The organism is Streptomyces silvisoli, from assembly GCF_029269905.1.
Taxonomy (GTDB): domain Bacteria; phylum Actinomycetota; class Actinomycetes; order Streptomycetales; family Streptomycetaceae; genus Streptantibioticus_A; species Streptantibioticus_A silvisoli_A.
Genome location: NZ_JARJBC010000021.1, coordinates 86,095 through 102,608 on the forward strand (window position 1 = coordinate 86,095; position 16,514 = coordinate 102,608).

12 protein-coding genes and 1 other RNA gene are annotated in these 16,514 nt (G+C 71.2%); 1 reads left to right on the top strand and 12 read right to left on the bottom strand.

Translation table 11 applies throughout. The features are described from left to right. Positions 1-26: 26 nt before the first annotated feature. The 8 genes from P3G67_RS27785 to ftsE all read right to left on the bottom strand — a co-directional run bounded on the left by P3G67_RS27785 (position 27) and on the right by ftsE (position 8,984). Positions 27-308, bottom strand: a complete 282-nt coding sequence (locus tag P3G67_RS27785; protein WP_255926739.1) for an HU family DNA-binding protein — start codon at positions 306-308, stop codon at positions 27-29. A 301-nt stretch (positions 309-609) separates the two neighbouring features. Then, positions 610-2,052 carry an NAD-dependent malic enzyme gene (locus P3G67_RS27790; protein ID WP_269857685.1) on the bottom strand — a complete coding sequence of 481 codons (1,443 nt, stop codon included), beginning with the start codon at positions 2,050-2,052 and terminating at the stop codon, positions 610-612. Between the two features lie 376 nt (positions 2,053-2,428). Continuing rightward, on the bottom strand, positions 2,429-4,753 hold the full coding sequence (locus P3G67_RS27795; RefSeq protein ID WP_391858369.1) for a HelD family protein: 2,325 nt from the start codon (positions 4,751-4,753) through the stop codon (positions 2,429-2,431). A 343-nt stretch (positions 4,754-5,096) separates the two neighbouring features. After that, positions 5,097-5,477: a transfer-messenger RNA gene (gene ssrA / locus P3G67_RS27800) on the bottom strand. An 80-nt stretch (positions 5,478-5,557) separates the two neighbouring features. After that, the gene (smpB, locus tag P3G67_RS27805; protein WP_269857684.1) at positions 5,558-6,037 is read right to left on the bottom strand and encodes an SsrA-binding protein SmpB; all 480 of its coding nucleotides are present in this window, start codon (positions 6,035-6,037) and stop codon (positions 5,558-5,560) included. Positions 6,038-6,055: 18 nt separating this feature from the next. Further along, positions 6,056-7,249: a S41 family peptidase gene (locus tag P3G67_RS27810; protein ID WP_276095937.1), complete on the bottom strand. Its 1,194-nt coding sequence runs from the start codon at positions 7,247-7,249 to the stop codon at positions 6,056-6,058. Positions 7,250-7,340: 91 nt separating this feature from the next. Next, positions 7,341-8,258, bottom strand: coding sequence for a permease-like cell division protein FtsX (ftsX, locus tag P3G67_RS27815; RefSeq protein WP_269857682.1), 918 nt, complete (start codon positions 8,256-8,258; stop codon positions 7,341-7,343). A 36-nt stretch (positions 8,259-8,294) separates the two neighbouring features. Beyond that, positions 8,295-8,984, bottom strand: coding sequence for a cell division ATP-binding protein FtsE (gene ftsE, locus P3G67_RS27820; protein WP_269857681.1), 690 nt, complete (start codon positions 8,982-8,984; stop codon positions 8,295-8,297). A gap of 314 nt (positions 8,985-9,298) precedes the next feature. Between ftsE and P3G67_RS27825 the strand changes: the two genes are divergently transcribed. After that, positions 9,299-9,487 (top strand): hypothetical protein, encoded by a 189-nt coding sequence (locus P3G67_RS27825; RefSeq protein WP_255926751.1) that lies wholly within the window; start codon positions 9,299-9,301, stop codon positions 9,485-9,487. A gap of 118 nt (positions 9,488-9,605) precedes the next feature. On the opposite strand, the gene P3G67_RS27830 is transcribed toward P3G67_RS27825, so the two are convergent. The 4 genes from P3G67_RS27830 to P3G67_RS27845 all read right to left on the bottom strand — a co-directional run bounded on the left by P3G67_RS27830 (position 9,606) and on the right by P3G67_RS27845 (position 16,400). Continuing rightward, positions 9,606-10,697, bottom strand: a complete 1,092-nt coding sequence (locus tag P3G67_RS27830; RefSeq protein WP_276095938.1) for a hypothetical protein — start codon at positions 10,695-10,697, stop codon at positions 9,606-9,608. A gap of 287 nt (positions 10,698-10,984) precedes the next feature. Continuing rightward, on the bottom strand, positions 10,985-12,091 hold the full coding sequence (gene prfB, locus P3G67_RS27835) for a peptide chain release factor 2 (RefSeq protein WP_276095939.1): 1,107 nt from the start codon (positions 12,089-12,091) through the stop codon (positions 10,985-10,987). Between the two features lie 242 nt (positions 12,092-12,333). Further along, on the bottom strand, positions 12,334-14,493 hold the full coding sequence (locus P3G67_RS36175; protein WP_391858367.1) for a protein kinase domain-containing protein: 2,160 nt from the start codon (positions 14,491-14,493) through the stop codon (positions 12,334-12,336). Positions 14,494-14,732: 239 nt separating this feature from the next. Continuing rightward, positions 14,733-16,400 (bottom strand): serine/threonine-protein kinase, encoded by a 1,668-nt coding sequence (locus tag P3G67_RS27845; protein ID WP_276095940.1) that lies wholly within the window; start codon positions 16,398-16,400, stop codon positions 14,733-14,735. Positions 16,401-16,514 lie beyond the last annotated feature (114 nt).

Consider the following 16,514-nt stretch of genomic DNA (forward strand, 5'->3'; position numbering starts at 1 on the left):
TGGCCCGTCAAGGTAGAGGGCGAGTGTTACTTGCCCTTCGCGGCTTCCTTGAGCTTGGAGCCCGCGGCGACCTTGACGGTGTACCCGGCCGGGATCTCGATGGGGTCGCCGGTCTGCGGGTTGCGCGCGGTGCGAGCGGCACGGTGGGTGCGCTCGAAGGTCAGGAAGCCAGGGATGGTGACCTTCTCGTCGCCCTTGGCGACGACCTCGCCGACGGTCTCGGCGAAAGCGGCCAGCACGGCGTCGGCATCCTTGCGGGTCACCTCGGCGCGGTCAGCCACTGCGGCCACCAGCTCACTGCGGTTCATAATTCGTACTCCCGTGTTTTTCTTGCCATTAAGGCGTGAGTTTGAAGCCGATGCTGCCAAGCCACTCGGACACCAATGGTCCGGGGCTGCCGCAAGAACCTCTCGCCCGGGTACGCATCCTGCCCGTACCTGCGGCGGGAAAGCCAATCCGGCGCCCGCGAGAGTCACACGAAAAGCGCCACCGTGGCGGCTTGGTGACGCTCCGTCCGCTACTGACAGCGCAGCGCAGGGATTCTCCGGCCGCGGCTGCGGCAACTTTAGGGGCTGCACAGCCGCGACCGGCAGCGACGCGCGGGCTCGCCTACCGGACGTCGTTCGGCATCGAGTGCGGGGCGGCCACACCCTGCGCCTTGGCGGCCTCGCGGACCGCCTCCGCGACGGCGCTGGCCACCTTGTCGTTGAAGACGCTCGGAATGATGTAGTTGGCGTTGATCTGGTCGTCGCCGACGACCTCCGCCAGGGCCCGGGCGGCGGCCAGCATCATCTCGGTGTTCACAGTACGCGACTGGGCGTCCAGCAGGCCGCGGAAGACGCCCGGGAAGACCAGCACGTTGTTGATCTGGTTCGGGAAGTCACTGCGGCCGGTGGCGACCACCGCGGCGGTCTCCCGGGCCACCGCCGGGTCGACCTCGGGGTCGGGGTTGGCCAGGGCGAAGACGATCGCGCCGTCGGCCATGGCGGCCACGTCCGCGCCGTCCAGCACGTTGGGGGCGGAGACGCCGATGAACACGTCGGCGCCGCGCACCGCCTCCCTGAGCGTGCCGGTGACGTTCTCCGGGTTGGTGTTGTCGGCGATCCAGCGCAGCGGCGACTCGGGGTCGGCGTCCACCAGGTCGCTGCGGCCGCTGTGCACCACGCCGTGGATGTCGGCCACGACGGCGTGCTTGACGCCCGCCGCGAGCAGCAGCTTGAGGATCGCGGTGCCGGCCGCGCCCGCACCGGACATGACGACGCGTATGTCCTCGATCTTCTTGCCGACCACCCGCAGCGCGTTGGTCAGCGCGGCGAGCACGACGATCGCGGTTCCGTGCTGGTCGTCGTGGAAGACCGGGATGTCCAGCGCCTCACGCAGCCGTGCCTCGATCTCGAAGCAGCGGGGAGCGGAGATGTCCTCCAGGTTGATGCCCGCGAAGCCGGGGGCGATGGCCTTGACGATCTCCACGATGGCGTCGGTGTCCTGGGTGTCCAGGCAGATCGGCCAGGCGTCGATGCCCGCGAAGCGCTTGAAGAGGGCCGCCTTGCCCTCCATCACCGGCAGCGCGGCCTTGGGGCCGATGTTGCCCAGGCCGAGCACCGCGGAGCCGTCGGTGACGACCGCGACGCTGTTGCGCTTGATGGTCAACCGGCGTGCGTCGTCAGGGTTGTTGGCGATCGCCATGCAGACCCGGGCGACGCCCGGGGTGTAGACCATCGACAGGTCGTCACGGTTGCGGATGGGGTGCTTGGACGCCATCTCGATCTTGCCGCCGAGGTGCATCAGGAAGGTACGGTCGGAGACCTTGCCGATGGCCAGCCCCTCGATGCCGCGCAGCTTGTCGACTATCTGGTCGGCGTGCGCGGTCGAGGTGGCCGCGATGGTCACGTCGATACGGAGTTTCTCGTGTCCGGACGCGGTGACGTCGAGACCGGTGACGGACCCGCCGGACGACTCCACCGCGGTGGTGAGCTGACTGACCGCGGTCCCGCTCGCGGGGACCTCCAGGCGGACCGTGATCGAGTAAGAGACGCTCGGCGCCGTTGCCATGCCGACTTTCCTCCGCATTTTCCGTGTCGTGTCCATGGGTCGGGCACGCGACACTCGATGGTCGCACCTACTGACGGGTAGGCGGTAACCAGCCCCACATCACGGAAACGTAATTCCGCTATGCGAGACACCAGCGGGCGGCCAGAGGCCGCCGTACGCCGTCCGGGCCGCCTCCGACGGCCAATTCCCGCAACAGGAATGGCCAACCCGCAACGTTTGTTAGTCTGGTTACGGCACCGGCTCGATCCAAGCCCCCGGGCCCAACCATTGTCGCTACGAGCGACCTCTTGCCGCGAGGCGAGCATGGCGGGTCGGTGTCACAGGCTTGACGCGAAGGGCGCCCCTCGATCGAGGGGCGCCCTTCGCCGTACCGTGCTCAGTCCCGCAGCAGATCGGGCACACCGGCCTCGTCGGGCTGGTCCCGCTCCCCGGCGATCACGGTGAGCTGCTGGGTCGCCCGGGTCAGCGCCACGTACAGCACCCGCAGCCCGGCCGGGGACTCGTCGGCGATCTCGGCGGGCGAGACCACCACCGTGGCGTCGTACTCCAGGCCCTTGGCCTCCAGACTGCCCAGCGGCACCACGCGGTCCCCGAGCCCGGCCAGCCACTGCCGCGCCTGCGCCCGGCGGCCCATCGCCACCACCACACCGACCGTGCCCTCGACCTCGGCCAGCAGCCGCCGAGCCTCGGCCCGTACGGCCTGCCCCAACTCCCCCTCGGCGAGGGCGAATCGCGGCACCACCCCGGTCGAGCGCACCGCGGTGGGCGACTCCATGCCCGGCATCGCCAACCGCAGCACCTTCGCCGCCAGCTCCGCGATCTCCGCCGGGTTGCGGTAGTTGACAGTCAGCGTGAAGCGGCGGCGGACCCGGGCGCCCAGCGCCTCGTCACGGGCGCGCGCCGCCTCGTCCGGGTCGCTCCACGAGCTCTGCGCCGGGTCGCCGACCACGGTCCAGGTGGCGCTGGTGCCCCGGCGGGCGACCATCCGCCACTGCATCGGCGTCAGGTCCTGCGCCTCGTCCACGATGACGTGCGCGTACTCGGTGCGCTCCTGCTCCAGCCGCTCGGCACGGGTGCGGCGGGCGGCGTAGGCGCGGTCGGCGTAGGTGGTCACCTCGTCCAGACCCGTCAGCTCGTCCAGCGGGTCCACCTCGCGCGGCCTGACCGGGCGCGGCGCGGCGCCCAGCAGCACCCGCAGTTCGTCCAGCAGCGCCACGTCGTGCACGCTCAGCGGCCCGTGGCCCCGCTCGTCCAGACGGGCCAGCGAGCGGGCCAGCTGGCGGACCTCACGCGGGTTCAGCGTGCGGCGCGCCCACCGGCCAAGCCGCTTCTCGTCGGCCATGACCGCCAGCACCCGGCGCGGGGTGAGCACCGGCCACCAGGCTTCGAGGAACCCGAGGAAGTCGTCCTCGGTCGCCACGTCCTCGTCGAACCCCTCGCGGGCCTCGGCGATCAGCTCAGGGTCCGCCAGATGCGTGCCGCGCCCGGACTTCGCCCACAGCGCGTCCAGCAACAGCCGGCGGGCGCGCGGACGCATCAGGTTCAGCGGCGCGGTACCGGCGAGTACGCTGCGGCGGATGTCGGCCAGCTCCCGCTCGTCCAGCTCCAGCCTGCGGCCGAACGCCACCACCCGCAGCGAGGTGGGCGCCGCACCGCCGAGGTCCAGCGCACCCCTGGCGGCCTTGCGCAGCACCGGGAGCATGCGGGACGAGCCCTTGATCCGGGCCACCGCCGGGCTGTCGTAGGTGGTCGCCTCGGCGCCCTCGACCAGCGAGCCGACCGCGCGGATCGCGACCTGGCCCTCCTCGCCGAGCGAGGGCAGCACGCCCTCGGTGTACGAGACCAGCAGCGGTGTCGGGCTGACCACCAGGATGCCGCCGGAGTACCGGCGCCGGTCCTGGTAGAGCAGGTACGCGGCCCGGTGCAGCGCCACCGCGGTCTTGCCGGTACCGGGACCGCCGGTGACCTCGGTGACGCCCGGGGCGGGCGCGCGGATCACCATGTCCTGCTCGGCCTGGATGCTCGCCACGATGTCGCGCATCGTGTGGCTGCGGGCCCGGCCGAGGGAGGCCATCAGCGCGCCGTCGCCGACGATGGCCAGTTCCTCGCCCGCCAGCGTGGGGGCCAGCTCCGGGCGCATCAGGTCGTCCTCGACGCCGAGCACCCGGCGGCCCTTGCTGCGGATCACCCGGCGGCGCACCACCCGGCCGGGGTCCTTCGGGGTGGAGCGGTAGAACGGCGCGGCGGCGGGCGCCCGCCAGTCGATGACCAGCGGCGAGTAGTCGGCGTCGAGCACCCCTATACGGCCGATGTGCAGGGTCTCCGCGATGTCGGCGGTGTTGTCCGGGCGGACCGCGTCCTCGGCGACCTCGGTCGCGGTGAACGCGCCGTCCGGGCCGCGCCTGCCGTCCCTGCCGCGCAGCAGGTCGATGCGGCCGAAGAGGAAGTCCTCGAACTCGGAGTTGAGCCGGTTGAGGTGCATCCCCGCCTGGAACACCTGCGCGTCGCGTTCGGCCAGCGCGCCCGGGGTACCGACCTGGCCGCGCTTCTCCGCGTCGTCGACCAGGAACTCCGCCTCGTGGATCTTCTCTTCCAGGCGGCGGTAGACGCGGTCGAGATGGCGCTGCTCAGCCGCCAGCTCGCGGTCGACGACCGCGAGCCCGGCCGCCTCCTGCGCGATGTGGCCCGCGTCCTCGGCCACGTCCTGCGCGTCCTGCGCGCTCACGCACGGACCCCCTTCTTGCCTTGCTTCCTTCACACTCCGTGCGGGAGTGGTGTCACTCCGCGGGAGCCCACTCCTTGAGGAGCAGCCTGTCACCGTATATGAGTACGGGCGTTTTCTCACGGGTGAGCCGTTCTGGGTGTCCGTCCAAGGGGGCCACCGAAAAGGGGGCGGTAACCCCGGCAGCGGACAGCGCTACTCGGCCGGTGAGCCCGCAAGGGGGGTGCGGGTGGCAAAGCCCGCGCCACGCGCGGCGAAGCCGCGCAAAAGCAACGAGGGCGAAGCGGTTCGCGCTTTCCGCGAACACACTTCGCCCTCGCTCAAGTGGAGATGGCGGGAATCGAACCCGCGTCCTACGGTGCAGAACCAGGGCTTCTCCGAGCGCAGTCTGCTGTGCTTTTCTCGGCCCCGGCAGTCACGCAGACAAGCTGCCGACGGGCCCAGCCACTGTTTGCTTTCCCACTAGGCCCCGTGGCCGGGCCCAGTGGTTGAGTTCCCTAGCTGATGCCAGGATCCGGGTCGGGAACAGCCCCGGGCTGACACTTCGCAAAGTCGCTGTCTGTTAGATCAGGCAGCGAGGGCGAAGGAATCGCGCTTGGTGTTGGCGATTATTTTTTTGCGGTAGATGGTTTACGAGATCATTACCGCGTTCCTCGGCTCGCTTCCCCTGCCTCAACAACCGCAGTCGAAACCGATCATCCCCATGTTCACTTCTCAATGAGCTGGCGCCATCATACTGGATCAACGGATGCCGGTGCCAGCCTATTCCGGCCCGGGCCCGGCTCAGTGCCGCTGGCGGCGGCGGGCCGCCGAGATCGCCCGCTCCGCCTCGCGCCGGTCCTGCTTCTCGCGCAGCGTCTGCCGCTTGTCGTAGTCCTTCTTGCCCTTGGCGAGCGCGATCTCGACCTTGGCCCGGCCGTCCTTGAAGTACAGCTGCAACGGGACCAGCGTGTGGCCCGTCTCCTGGGTCTTGCCGACCAGCTTGTCGATCTCCGCCCGGTGCAGCAGCAGCTTGCGCTTGCGGCGCGCGGAGTGGTTCGTCCACGTCCCCTGGCTGTACTCGGGGATGTGCACGTTGTGCAGCCACGCCTCGCCACCGTCGAGCTGTGCGAAGCCGTCCACCAGTGAGGCCCGCCCCTGGCGCAGCGACTTGACCTCGGTGCCGGTCAGCACCAGGCCCGCCTCGTAGGTGTCCAGGATGTGGTAGTCGTGCCGCGCCTTCTTGTTCTGCGCGATCAGCTTGCGACCCGTCTCTTTAGCCATAGCCAGGTCATTCTCCCACTACGACCGGGCCCCGAGGCCACTGAATACCGTCCTCGCCTCGGTCTGGGCGCTCTGCCGACCGCGGACGGTCAGATCGGGGGTGATGCCCTGCCCGTCGACCGCGCGTCCGGTCGGTGTGCGGTAGCGGCCGACGGTCAGTTCGGCCACCGAGCCGTCCGGCAGCGTGCTGGGCATCTGCACCGACCCCTTGCCGAAGGTGCGGCAGCCGACCACCACCGCCCGCCCGCGGTCCTGCAGCGCGCCGGTGAGCAGCTCCGCGGCGCTCATCGTGCCGCCGTCGACCAGGACGACCAGCGGCGTCGTGGTGTCGCCGGAACCGCTGGCGTACAGCGAGTGCTGCTCGCCGTGCACGTCGTAGGTGGCCACCAGGCCCCCGTCGAGGAAGGCGGAGGCCACGTCGACCGCCTCGGTGACCAAGCCGCCGGAGTTGCCGCGCAGGTCCAGCAGGACGCCCTGGTGGTGGTCGCCGTGCGCGAGGGCGGCGCGCACCTGGTCGGCGACACCGTGCACGAAGGAGTCGATGCCGATCTCGGTGACACCGGCCCAGGGTTGGGTCACGGTCACCGGCTCGGTGGTCAGCTCCGCGCGGCGCACGGTGACCGTCCAGTCGTCTCCGTCCCGGTCAAGGCCCAGCCGGACCTCGCTGCCGGGGCGCGGGGCGGGCGCGTCGTCCGGGTCGGCGGGGTCGACGCCGCGCAGCCGGGCCACCACGTCGGTCACCGCGCCGCCGGTCACCCCCCGGCCGTCGATGGTGCGCAGCCAGTCGCCGACGCGCAGCCCGGCGCGCTCCGCCGGGCTGGCGGACTGGACACGGGAGACCGCTATGCGGCCGTCGGTGTCACGCCGCACCCACAGCCCTACGCCCACGTACCGGCCGTCCAACTCCTGCTGGAAGCCCTCGTACTCCTGCGCGGTGTAGAACGACGACCAGCGGTCGCCGCTGCGGCTGACGAGTTCGGCGGCGGCCCGCGGGCCGACCTTGCCGTCGTCGATGGCCCGCGCGATGTCGGTGGTGCCCAACTGGGCGGTGGCCGCCCGGACGGGTGCGGTGTGCCGCGGTATCGGATTCGCTTCGGGCTGGCTGAAGGCTCCGGTGGCCGCGCCGGTCGCCAGCACCGCACCGAAGACAAGCGTCAGGGTCGCCCCGCGGCGGATCCGCTGGGGCCTCACGAACATCGTGGGGCCGGACATGGTCGGGAGTGTAGGGCAGGGCTGTACGCCCCGGCATGGAGAACACCGGGGCGTACGGAAGCCCGGCTGGTGGGCGGCCCGTACATACCTGTCACACCTTCAGGTACTTGCGTAGCGTGAAGAAAGCCGCAAGGGAGGGCATCAGCACGCCGACCACCAGCACCAACGGCAGCACCCTGATGACGTCGCCCCAGCCCAGGAACTGGATCAGCTGGATCTTGGACTGGAGCTTCAGCCCGCCGTCGATCAGGAAGTACCGCCCGGCCAGCAGCATTCCGCAGGCGAGGCCGCCGCCGATCAGCCCGGCCAGCGCCGCCTCCATGATGAACGGCATCTGGATGTAGAAGCTGGACGCGCCGACCAGCCGCATGATGCCGGTCTCCCGGCGGCGGCTGAACGCCGAGACGCGCACCGTGTTGACGATCAGCAGCATGGCGACGGTGAGCATGAACGCCAGTACCGCCAGGGCGACATACGTCATGCCGTTGAGCAGGCCGAACAGGTTGTCCAGCAACTTCCTTTGATCCTGCACCGATTGGACGCCGGGGCGGCCGTCGAAGGCGCTGGAGATCACGTTGTACTGCTGCGGGTCCTTGAGCTTGACCCGGAACGACCACTGCATCTGGTCCGGCGTCAGCAGGTCGATGCCCGCCTGTCCGGCGAACTGCTGCTTGTAGTGCTGGTACGCCTCCTGCGGCGACTCCGTGTAGATCTTGTCGACCACCGGCAACTTGCTCAGGTCGGACTTGATCTGGGCCATCTGCTCCGGAGTGACCGCGCCCTTCGAGCAGTTGGCGGTGTCCGTTCCGTCGGTCTTGTTGCACAGGAAGATCGACACCTGGACCTTGTCGTACCAGTAGCCCTTCATGTGGCTCACCTGCTCGCGGGCGAGCCAGGAGCCTCCCGCCAGGGCGAGGGAGAGGGCGACGGAGACGATCACCGCGAATGTCATGGTGAGGTTGCGCCGGAGACCGACGCCGATCTCCGACAGGACGAACTGGGCGCGCATGGTGACCTTTCTGGTGGCTGCGGCTGCGGAACGGGGCTAGTGCTGGTAGCCGTAGACACCGCGCGACTGGTCGCGGACCAGTCGCCCCTTCTCCAACTCGATGACGCGCTTGCGCATCTGGTCGACGATCTGCTGGTCGTGGGTGGCCATCACGACCGTGGTGCCCGTCCGGTTGATCCGGTCCAGCAGCTTCATGATGCCCACCGAGGTCTGCGGGTCGAGGTTGCCGGTCGGCTCGTCGGCGATCAGCAGCAGCGGCCGGTTGACGAACGCCCGGGCGATCGCCACCCGCTGCTGCTCACCGCCGGACAGCTCGCCCGGCATCCGGTCGTCCTTGCCCGCCAGCCCGACCAGGTCGAGCACCTCGGGGACGGTCTTGCGGATGGTGCCGCGCGGCTTGCCGATGACCTCCAGCGCGAACGCCACGTTCTGCGCCACGGTCTTGTTGGGCAGCAACCGGAAGTCCTGGAAGATCGTGCCCACTTGGCGCCGCAGATGCGGCAGCTTCCAGTTGGACAACCGGCCCAGGTCCTTGCCGAGTACGTGGACGGCGCCGGTGTCGGTGCGCTCCTCGCGGAGCATCAACCGCAGGAAGGTGGACTTCCCGGAGCCGGAGGAACCCACCAGGAAGACGAACTCGCCCTTCTCGATCTCCAGCGACACATCGCGGAGGGCCGGGCGGTTCTGCTTCGGGTAGGTCTTGCTGACATTGTCGAATCGGATCACAGCTGCACCAGGGTCGGCCTAGGGGGGACGGACAGCCGGTAGCGCGGCTCTCCCGGTGCGCCGACCTTACGCGAAGCGCGCGCGACCGCGCAGGCGCCGTCGGTGGTTTGGGGGCTTCCTCACCAGCGATACACGGACAAAGCGCGCATCGGACGCACCCGCTGGAGTGCACGGTGGTACGGGGCGCGCCGAATCGTGCGGGAACTGGCACAGTGGAGGAATAGCAGTGCACGAGGCGCCGGAGAACAACCGGGACCACCACCCGGGAACCCGTCGACGCCCGATGGCGTTGAAAAGGGTGAGGAGGACATCGCATGACATGCGACCGACTGGTGTGCGCCAACTGCGCTGGACCGGTCTCTGAGGGGCGCTGCGCCGTCTGCCGGGCCAACCGGGAGCGGCTGCACCAGGAGAGCCCGTTCGGCGCGCTGACCCCGGCCACGCTGATGGCGCTGCTCATCGCGCTGATCGCGGTGGCGCTGGTGATACGCCAGGCCGCGTAACGGGCGGTACGCCCCACGCTGGAGTACGAGACGCACGAGGGGCCTGGGGCTACGGAATCCGTACGCCCCAGGCCCCTCACGTGTGCGTGGTCGCGCCCGCACAGTCGCCCGGGTGGCGTCAGGCCGCGTTGCGGCGGTTGACCATGCGCGGCATCAGCCGGAAGGCGATACCACCGGCGATCATCGTGGCGGCGCCGACCAGCAGGAACGTCGTGTCGGACGAACCGGTCTCGGCGAGCTGCTGCTTCGCCTTGCCCTGAGCGACCTGCTGGGTGTTGTTGTTGTCGGTGCCGGTGTTGTTGTTGCCACCGCAGTTCACGCTGTCCTGGGACAGCGTGCAGGTGCCACCGTTGTCACCGGAACCGGTGGTGCCCGTCGACCCGGTCGAACCCGTAGAGCCGGTGCTTCCGGTCGAACCGGTGCTTCCGGTGGTACCGGTGGTACCGGTCGAGCCGGTGGTGCCCGTGGAGCCGGTGGTACCGGTGGAGCCCGTGGTACCGGTCGAACCGGTGGTCCCGGTGGAGCCGGTCGTACCGGTGGAGCCGGTCGTACCGGTGGAGCCGGTCGTACCGGTGGAGCCGGTCGTACCGGTGGACCCCGTGGTACCGGTCGAACCGGTAGTCCCCGTGGAGCCGGTGGTACCGGTGGACCCCGTCGTGCCCGTGGAACCAGTGGTGCCGGTGGAACCAGTAGTGCCCGTGGAACCAGTGGTGCCCGTGGAACCAGTGGTGCCCGTGGTACCGGTCGAGCCGGTGGTCCCCGTGGACCCGGTGGTCCCGGACGTGTCGCCGCCCGTGGAGGACGTGCTACCGGTGTCGCCCGTGGAACCAGTGGTGCCCGACGAGTCACCGCCCGTCGTGGTGGTACCGGAGTTGTCACCGCCGGTGGTCACGCCCACCACCGAACCGCCGCCGGTGGTCACGCCCACCACGCTGCCGGTGTCGCCCCCGTTGGACGAGTCGCCGCCGTTGGACGAGGAGTCACCACCGTTGGAGGAGTCACCGCTCGTGACGCCGACGACCGTGTTGCCTCCGGTGACACCGAGCACGGTGCCGTCCTGGGCCGACTTCGCGGTCTGCGGGGTCGCGCTGTCGTTGGCGCCCGGGCTCATGGCCTGGGCGGTACCCACGGCAGTCAGCGAGGCACCGGCCGCGAACACCGCGCCGGCGGCTATGCGCGCCAGGCGCACGCGAGTTTTACGATTGGTCATCTGCCAACTACCCCCAGTAGCTGCCTATCTCCGGAACCGGAGAATGCGAAGAATGTGGAGCAGCTATGCCCAGGGCCGCGATTTCCCGGGGGCCGCGCACCGCAGTACCACTGCTTGCCCGCCCCCGCCCGCTGGTACCCCGTCATACGCATGCCGCGCGCCAGCTTTCCCACATTTCACAGCAGCGTCAAGCGCATACCGAGCATGTATGACCCAATTGACGTTGTTTGCCGGGCAGTTGGGTATAAGGCTGTGATAAAAAGCGCCAACTCACCCGGCGCCGTGGGCTACTTCTCCTGCTGCTTGCGCCAGCGGATACCGGCCTCCAGGAAGCCGTCGATCTCACCGTCCAGCACCGACTGCGGGTTGCCCACCTCGTGCTCGGTGCGCAGGTCCTTGACCATCTGGTACGGGTGCAGGACGTACGAACGCATCTGGTTGCCCCAGGAGTTGCCGCCGTCGCCCTTGAGCGCGTCCATCTTCGCCTGCTCCTCCTGGCGGCGCCGCTCCAGCAGCTTGGCCTGGAGGACGTTCATCGCCGAGGCGCGGTTCTGGATCTGCGAGCGCTCGTTCTGGCAGGAGACCACGATGCCGGTGGGCAGGTGGGTGATGCGCACCGCGGAGTCGGTGGTGTTGACGCCCTGGCCGCCGGGGCCGGAGGAACGGTAGACGTCGACGCGCAGCTCGGACTCGTCGATCTCCACGTGGTCGCTCTGCTCGACCACCGGGAGCACCTCGACGCCCGCGAAGGAGGTCTGGCGGCGGCCCTGGTTGTCGAACGGCGAGATGCGCACCAGCCGGTGCGTACCCTGCTCCACCGACAGCGTGCCGTAGGCGTACGGGCTCTTGACCGCGAACGTGGTCGACTTGATGCCCGCCTCTTCGGCGTACGAGGTGTCCAGCACCTCGGTGGAGTAGCCGTGCCGCTCGGCCCAGCGCAGGTACATCCGCTGGAGCTGCTCGGCGAAGTCGGCGGCGTCGACACCGCCCGCCTCGGCGCGGATGTTCACCAGCGCCTCACGGGCGTCGTACTCGCCGGACAGCAGCGTGCGGACCTCCATCTCGTCCACCGCCTTGCGAACCGAGGTCAGCTCGGCCTCGGCCTCGGCGCGGGCGTCCGCGTCGTCCTCCGCCTCGGCGAGTTCGAAGAGCACGGCGAGGTCGTCGATCCGCCCGCGCAGCGCCTCGGTCTTACGCAGCACGCCCTGGAGGTAGGAGAGCCGACTGGTGACCTTCTGCGCGTTGTCGGGGTCGTCCCAGAGCGACGGCGCCGCGGCCTGGTCCTCAAGCACGGCGATGTCGGCCCTCAGCTTGTCGAGGTCCAGAACGGCCTCGATGGACTCCATGGTGGAGGAGAGGGACTTCAACTCTTCGGATACGTCGACGATTGCCACGCCACCAGCGTACCGGTGCGCCGCGCGGTCCATGCCTCTGGTGCGATGAGCCCGGTACGGACCGTACGGCGCGGCCCGCGGGGACTCCCTGCGGGAGGGCGTTCCCAGGGCCGGTGAAGATCTTCGGCGCGGCCGTCAGCGGAAGGCGCATCCCCGGTGGAAACGGTGCCCATCCCACGGGCGGGGCGGAAGATCACGCGCGAGGGCGCGCAGGGAAGGATCTTGGGGCGGCCGCCTCGGGGCTACTGCTGTGCGGAGCCGACCGCGCGGGCGAGGGTGCCGCCGTTCGTACGGACCCAGGCCTCCAGGCCGCGGCCGCTGGCCGCCACGGCCGCGCCGGAGCCGCCGGCGCCGGGGTCCTGAGCCACGTCGGCCACCGTCCAGTCGGCGCCGTCCTGCGGGCTGACGGCCTGGGCCAGGCCGCCGCCGGAGGGCACCAGCACGTACTCGCGGCCCCCGGCGTAGACCGGCTCGGGGCGGCCGGTGGCGTCCAGCCCGCCGACGACCTGGAGCGGCCGCCAGGCCCCGTGGGCGTACGGGAGGCGCAGCACAGCGCCGTCGGACTGCCGCACGACGAAGGCGTCCAGGGTGCCGGGGGCGCGGGAGACCAGGCCGGGGGCGGCGGTGATGCGGCCCGCCGTGGGCACCACCGCCCAGGCGTTCCAGCGGTCGCCGACCAGGGAGGCGGTGACCAGGTCGCCGCCGGTGCGGCCGACCAGGTCGATACGGCCGGGCTCGGAGGAGGCGGCGGCGGGAGCGGCGTCGAAGGTGGTGCGCTCGTCGACCATGTACCACTGGTTCCACACCCCGCCCGCCAGCGTCCTGCGGTACAGCAGGTGGTCGGTGCCGAGCGCGAACAGGTCGAGCTGGCCGGGGCGGGCGGTCACGACGGCGGGGTCGTCGGCGGTGTGTATGCCGCTGAGCCGCTGCCAGGCGCCGTACTGGCCGGTGGCCGCGTCCCGGGTGAGGTACCAGACGTTCTGGTCGGTGCCGCGGGCGAAGACGTACGTGATGCCGGAGAGCACGATCGCCCGCGGCCCGCCGACCAGTGGCACACCGGACCGGGGTGCGTCCTGGAAGCCGGACCAGTGAGGCAGCGCGGCGGGCGCGCCGGTGTGGCCCTGCGGGGAGGCGGCGCCCGCGGTGGGGGCGGTCGGGGTGCCGCTGTGCGGGGTGTCACCGGGATGGTGGTCCTCGCGCGAGTTGGACTTGTCGCCGCCGCCGGAGGCGACCGCCCAGCCGCCGATGCCCGCCGCGACCACGGCCGCCGTCGCGGCGGCGGCCAGCTTCAGCCGCCGCCTGCGCACCGCGTCGGACACCGCCCGGTGCCGGTGCGGCCCGCGGTGGCCGCCGGAGTCGCGGTAGGCGGCCAGCTCGTCGGCGGTGGGCAGCTTGATGCTGGTGTGGGTGTCCCGACTGGAGTCCGGGGCGGCTCCCCTGACCAGCGGTACGGCGCCGCGGCGGGCGCGCGGGGCGGCGGCCCGCGGCTCGGGCCCGGCGCCCTCCTGCCGGTCCGTACGGGCCGTCTCGTCGGTGTCGGCGGCCCCGGCCGGTGCCGTCACCTCCAGCGGCGGCAGCCCGGCCAGCTCGGGCAGCAGGGCGCGCAGTCGCTCCCCGAGCTCGCCCGCGGTCAGCCGGGAGGCCGGCGCCTTGGCCAGGCACTGCGCCAGGACCTGCCACAGCGCCTCGGGGGCACCGGGGATAGGGCTGACGGTCTCGGTGACATGGCGGCGCAGTACGGCGCCGGGGTGGCCGCCGCCGAACGGGGTGAACCCGGCCAGGAGTTCGTAGAGCACGGTGGCCAGCGCGTAGATGTCGACGCTGGCGCGCGGCGGCAGGCCCTCGATGATCTCCGGGGCGAGGTAGTCGGGGGTGCCGATGATGCGGGTGGCCCGGGTGCGGCGCGGGGAGTCCACCAGGCGGGCGATGCCGAAGTCGGTGAGCAGCGCGGGCGGGGCGCCGCCGGGGCCGGTCGGCGCGGCGGCGTCCAGCAGCACGTTCTCCGGCTTGACGTCGCGGTGGACGACGCCCGCGGCGTGGGCGGCGGCCAGGGCGTCGGCGACGTCCGCGGCGATGGCGACCGCGGCCTCGGGCGCCAGGCGGCGCTCGCGCTCCAGCCGGGAGCGCAGGTCGGAGCCGCGCACCAGGTCCATCACCAGCGCCAGGTCCGAGCCGTCGACCACCAGGTCGCGGATGCCGACGATGCGCGGGTGGTCGAGGGAGAGCAGTGCGGTGCGCTCCTGGACGAACCGGCCGACCAGGTCCTGGTCGGAGGCGAGGTCCTCGCGCAACAGCTTGATGGCGACCGGACCTTCGGGCCCCTCACCCAGCCATACCGTTCCGGCGGAACCCCGCCCGAGCACCTGCTGGGCGGTGTACCGGCTGCCGATCTTCCGTGCCAAGGCTGCTCCGACTCATCCGACGTCACCTGTCGCCGTCCGACGGCCCGTTGGGCGGCCCCGGCGACACGCGTTGCCGACAAAGCTACGCGGCTGACGGCGCGTTGGGGGCACCGGATGGTGGCGAGTGCGGCTTCTGCGGGGGAAATCACCCTCAGGAAGTCGACAAATCTCCAGAGTTGGCGCCAGGCGGGCCCCTGGATCACTCCAGAGGACCCGCCTCGTCAACCGCCCGTCGCCCGTCAGCCGTTGCCGATCATCCGGTTCGAGCTGTGGCCGAGGTCGGAGACCCAGTGCCAGGCGGAGCTGATCCAGCTGGACGTGGCGTCGTACCAGCTCTGCCCCTTGGCGACCCAGTCGGGCACCGGCGTGAAGTTCCACACCAGTACGGCGATCACCACCAGGATGAAGATCATGAACAGGCAGCCCTTGAGGCAGCCCAGGCCCGGGATCCGCATCGGGGTGCGCTGGCGCGGCTCGCGGCGCGGCGCCGGTTCGCGCTCCGGGCGGCGCTGCGGCTCGTAGCGCTGTGGCTGCGGTTCGTAGCGCGGCTGCGGCTGGGGCTGCTGGTAGCGGGGCTGCGGCTGCTGGTAGGGCTGCTGCTGGGGCGCGGCGGCGGGCTGGCGGCGCGGGCGGCGGCGCAGCGGGTCCTGGCTGGGGTCGAGGTACTGCAGCTCGGTCTGCTCGTTGCGGCTGCGGGCGGCGTTGAGCTGCGACTCCCAGGGGTGCGGCCCCTGCGGCTGCTGGGACTGCTGCGCCTGGGCCGCCGGGGTGGCGTCCGGCAGCGGCGGCATCACCCGGGTGCCGTCGCCGCCCATGGTGGGCGCGGAGTGCGGCAGCACGCTGGTCGCGCCGTTGGGGTCGTACTGCGGCTGCCCGTACTGGCCGTACGGCGCGGCGGCGCCGGTGGGCAGCACCTGCGTCGGATCGGCGGCGCCCGCCGGTCCCCGCCCGGCGCCGGTGCCCACTCCCGTGCCGGGCACCTGAGCAGGTGCCGGGTCCGGGGCGAGCAGGGCGGCGACGCCCAGCGCGGCCTCGGCCGCGGCCGGGGTGGCGTGCACGCCGATGCCGTGGCCGACGACGCGCAGCGCTCTGGCCAGGTTCCCGGCGCTGGGGCGCTCGTCCGGGTTCTTCCGCAGGCAGTGCTCGATCACCGTCCACAGCGGCTCGGGCACGGTCGAGGGGCGACGCGGCTCCTCGCTCAGGTGCTGGTGCAGCACTTCGAGCGCGCTCTCGCCACGGAACGGCGGGTGCCCGGTGACCAGCTCGTACATCAGGATACCCGCGCCGTAGATGTCCACCGCGGAGGTCTGCGGCTTGCCCTCGGCGGACTCCGGCGCCACATAGGCGGGCGTACCGACGAATTCATGCGTGCGGGTGACGCCGGGGGAGTCGGCGAGCCGCGCGATGCCGAAGTCGGTGAGCATCGGATGCATCTGGGAGCCGTCCGCGCTGCTGGCCAGCAGGACGTTGGCGGGCTTCAGGTCGCGGTGCACCACACCGTCGGCGTGGCTGGCCGCGAGCGCGTCGGCGATGCCCGCGGTGAGCAGCGCGGCGCCCATCGGGCTGAACGGCCCGTTCTCCCGCACATAGCGGTGCAGGTCAGGACCGTTGACCAGGTCCATCACCAGGGCCAGCAGCTCGCCCTCGACCACCAGGTCACGGGTGCGCACGATGTTCGGATGGGTCAGCCGCAGCAGGACCGAGCGCTCCCGCAGGAAGCGCATCACCACGTCCGGATCGCCGGCCAGCTCCTCCTTGAGGACCTTGATCGCCACGGCCTCCCCGGCCTGCGACGCGGTGCCCTCCACGGGGTCGGCCGCCTCGCGCACCCGGCCACGCCAGACGGTGCCCGTGGCACCCCGCCCGAGCGGCTCCTCTAGCAGGTACTTGCTGCCTACCGGCCGCACGTCATGCGCTCCCAGTCGTGGTCGACATCCCTTGCCGGACCCGCCCGCCGGTCGCCCCCGCCCTCAGCCGGGGGTTGCGCGCCGTGGCGTCGATGGCCCGTTCGCCCACTGTAA

What these genes read in the sequence shown, in the direction of transcription:
- P3G67_RS27825 (WP_255926751.1), top strand. Translation starts at nt 9,299, where the DNA reads ATGACATGCGACCGACTGGTGTGCGCCAACTGCGCTGGACCGGTCTCT.
- P3G67_RS27785 (WP_255926739.1), bottom strand. Translation starts at nt 308, where the DNA reads ATGAACCGCAGTGAGCTGGTGGCCGCAGTGGCTGACCGCGCCGAGGTG.
- P3G67_RS27830 (WP_276095938.1), bottom strand. Translation starts at nt 10,697, where the DNA reads ATGACCAATCGTAAAACTCGCGTGCGCCTGGCGCGCATAGCCGCCGGC.
- P3G67_RS27790 (WP_269857685.1), bottom strand. Translation starts at nt 2,052, where the DNA reads ATGGCAACGGCGCCGAGCGTCTCTTACTCGATCACGGTCCGCCTGGAG.
- smpB (WP_269857684.1), bottom strand. Translation starts at nt 6,037, where the DNA reads ATGGCTAAAGAGACGGGTCGCAAGCTGATCGCGCAGAACAAGAAGGCG.
- P3G67_RS27810 (WP_276095937.1), bottom strand. Translation starts at nt 7,249, where the DNA reads ATGTCCGGCCCCACGATGTTCGTGAGGCCCCAGCGGATCCGCCGCGGG.
- ftsX (WP_269857682.1), bottom strand. Translation starts at nt 8,258, where the DNA reads ATGCGCGCCCAGTTCGTCCTGTCGGAGATCGGCGTCGGTCTCCGGCGC.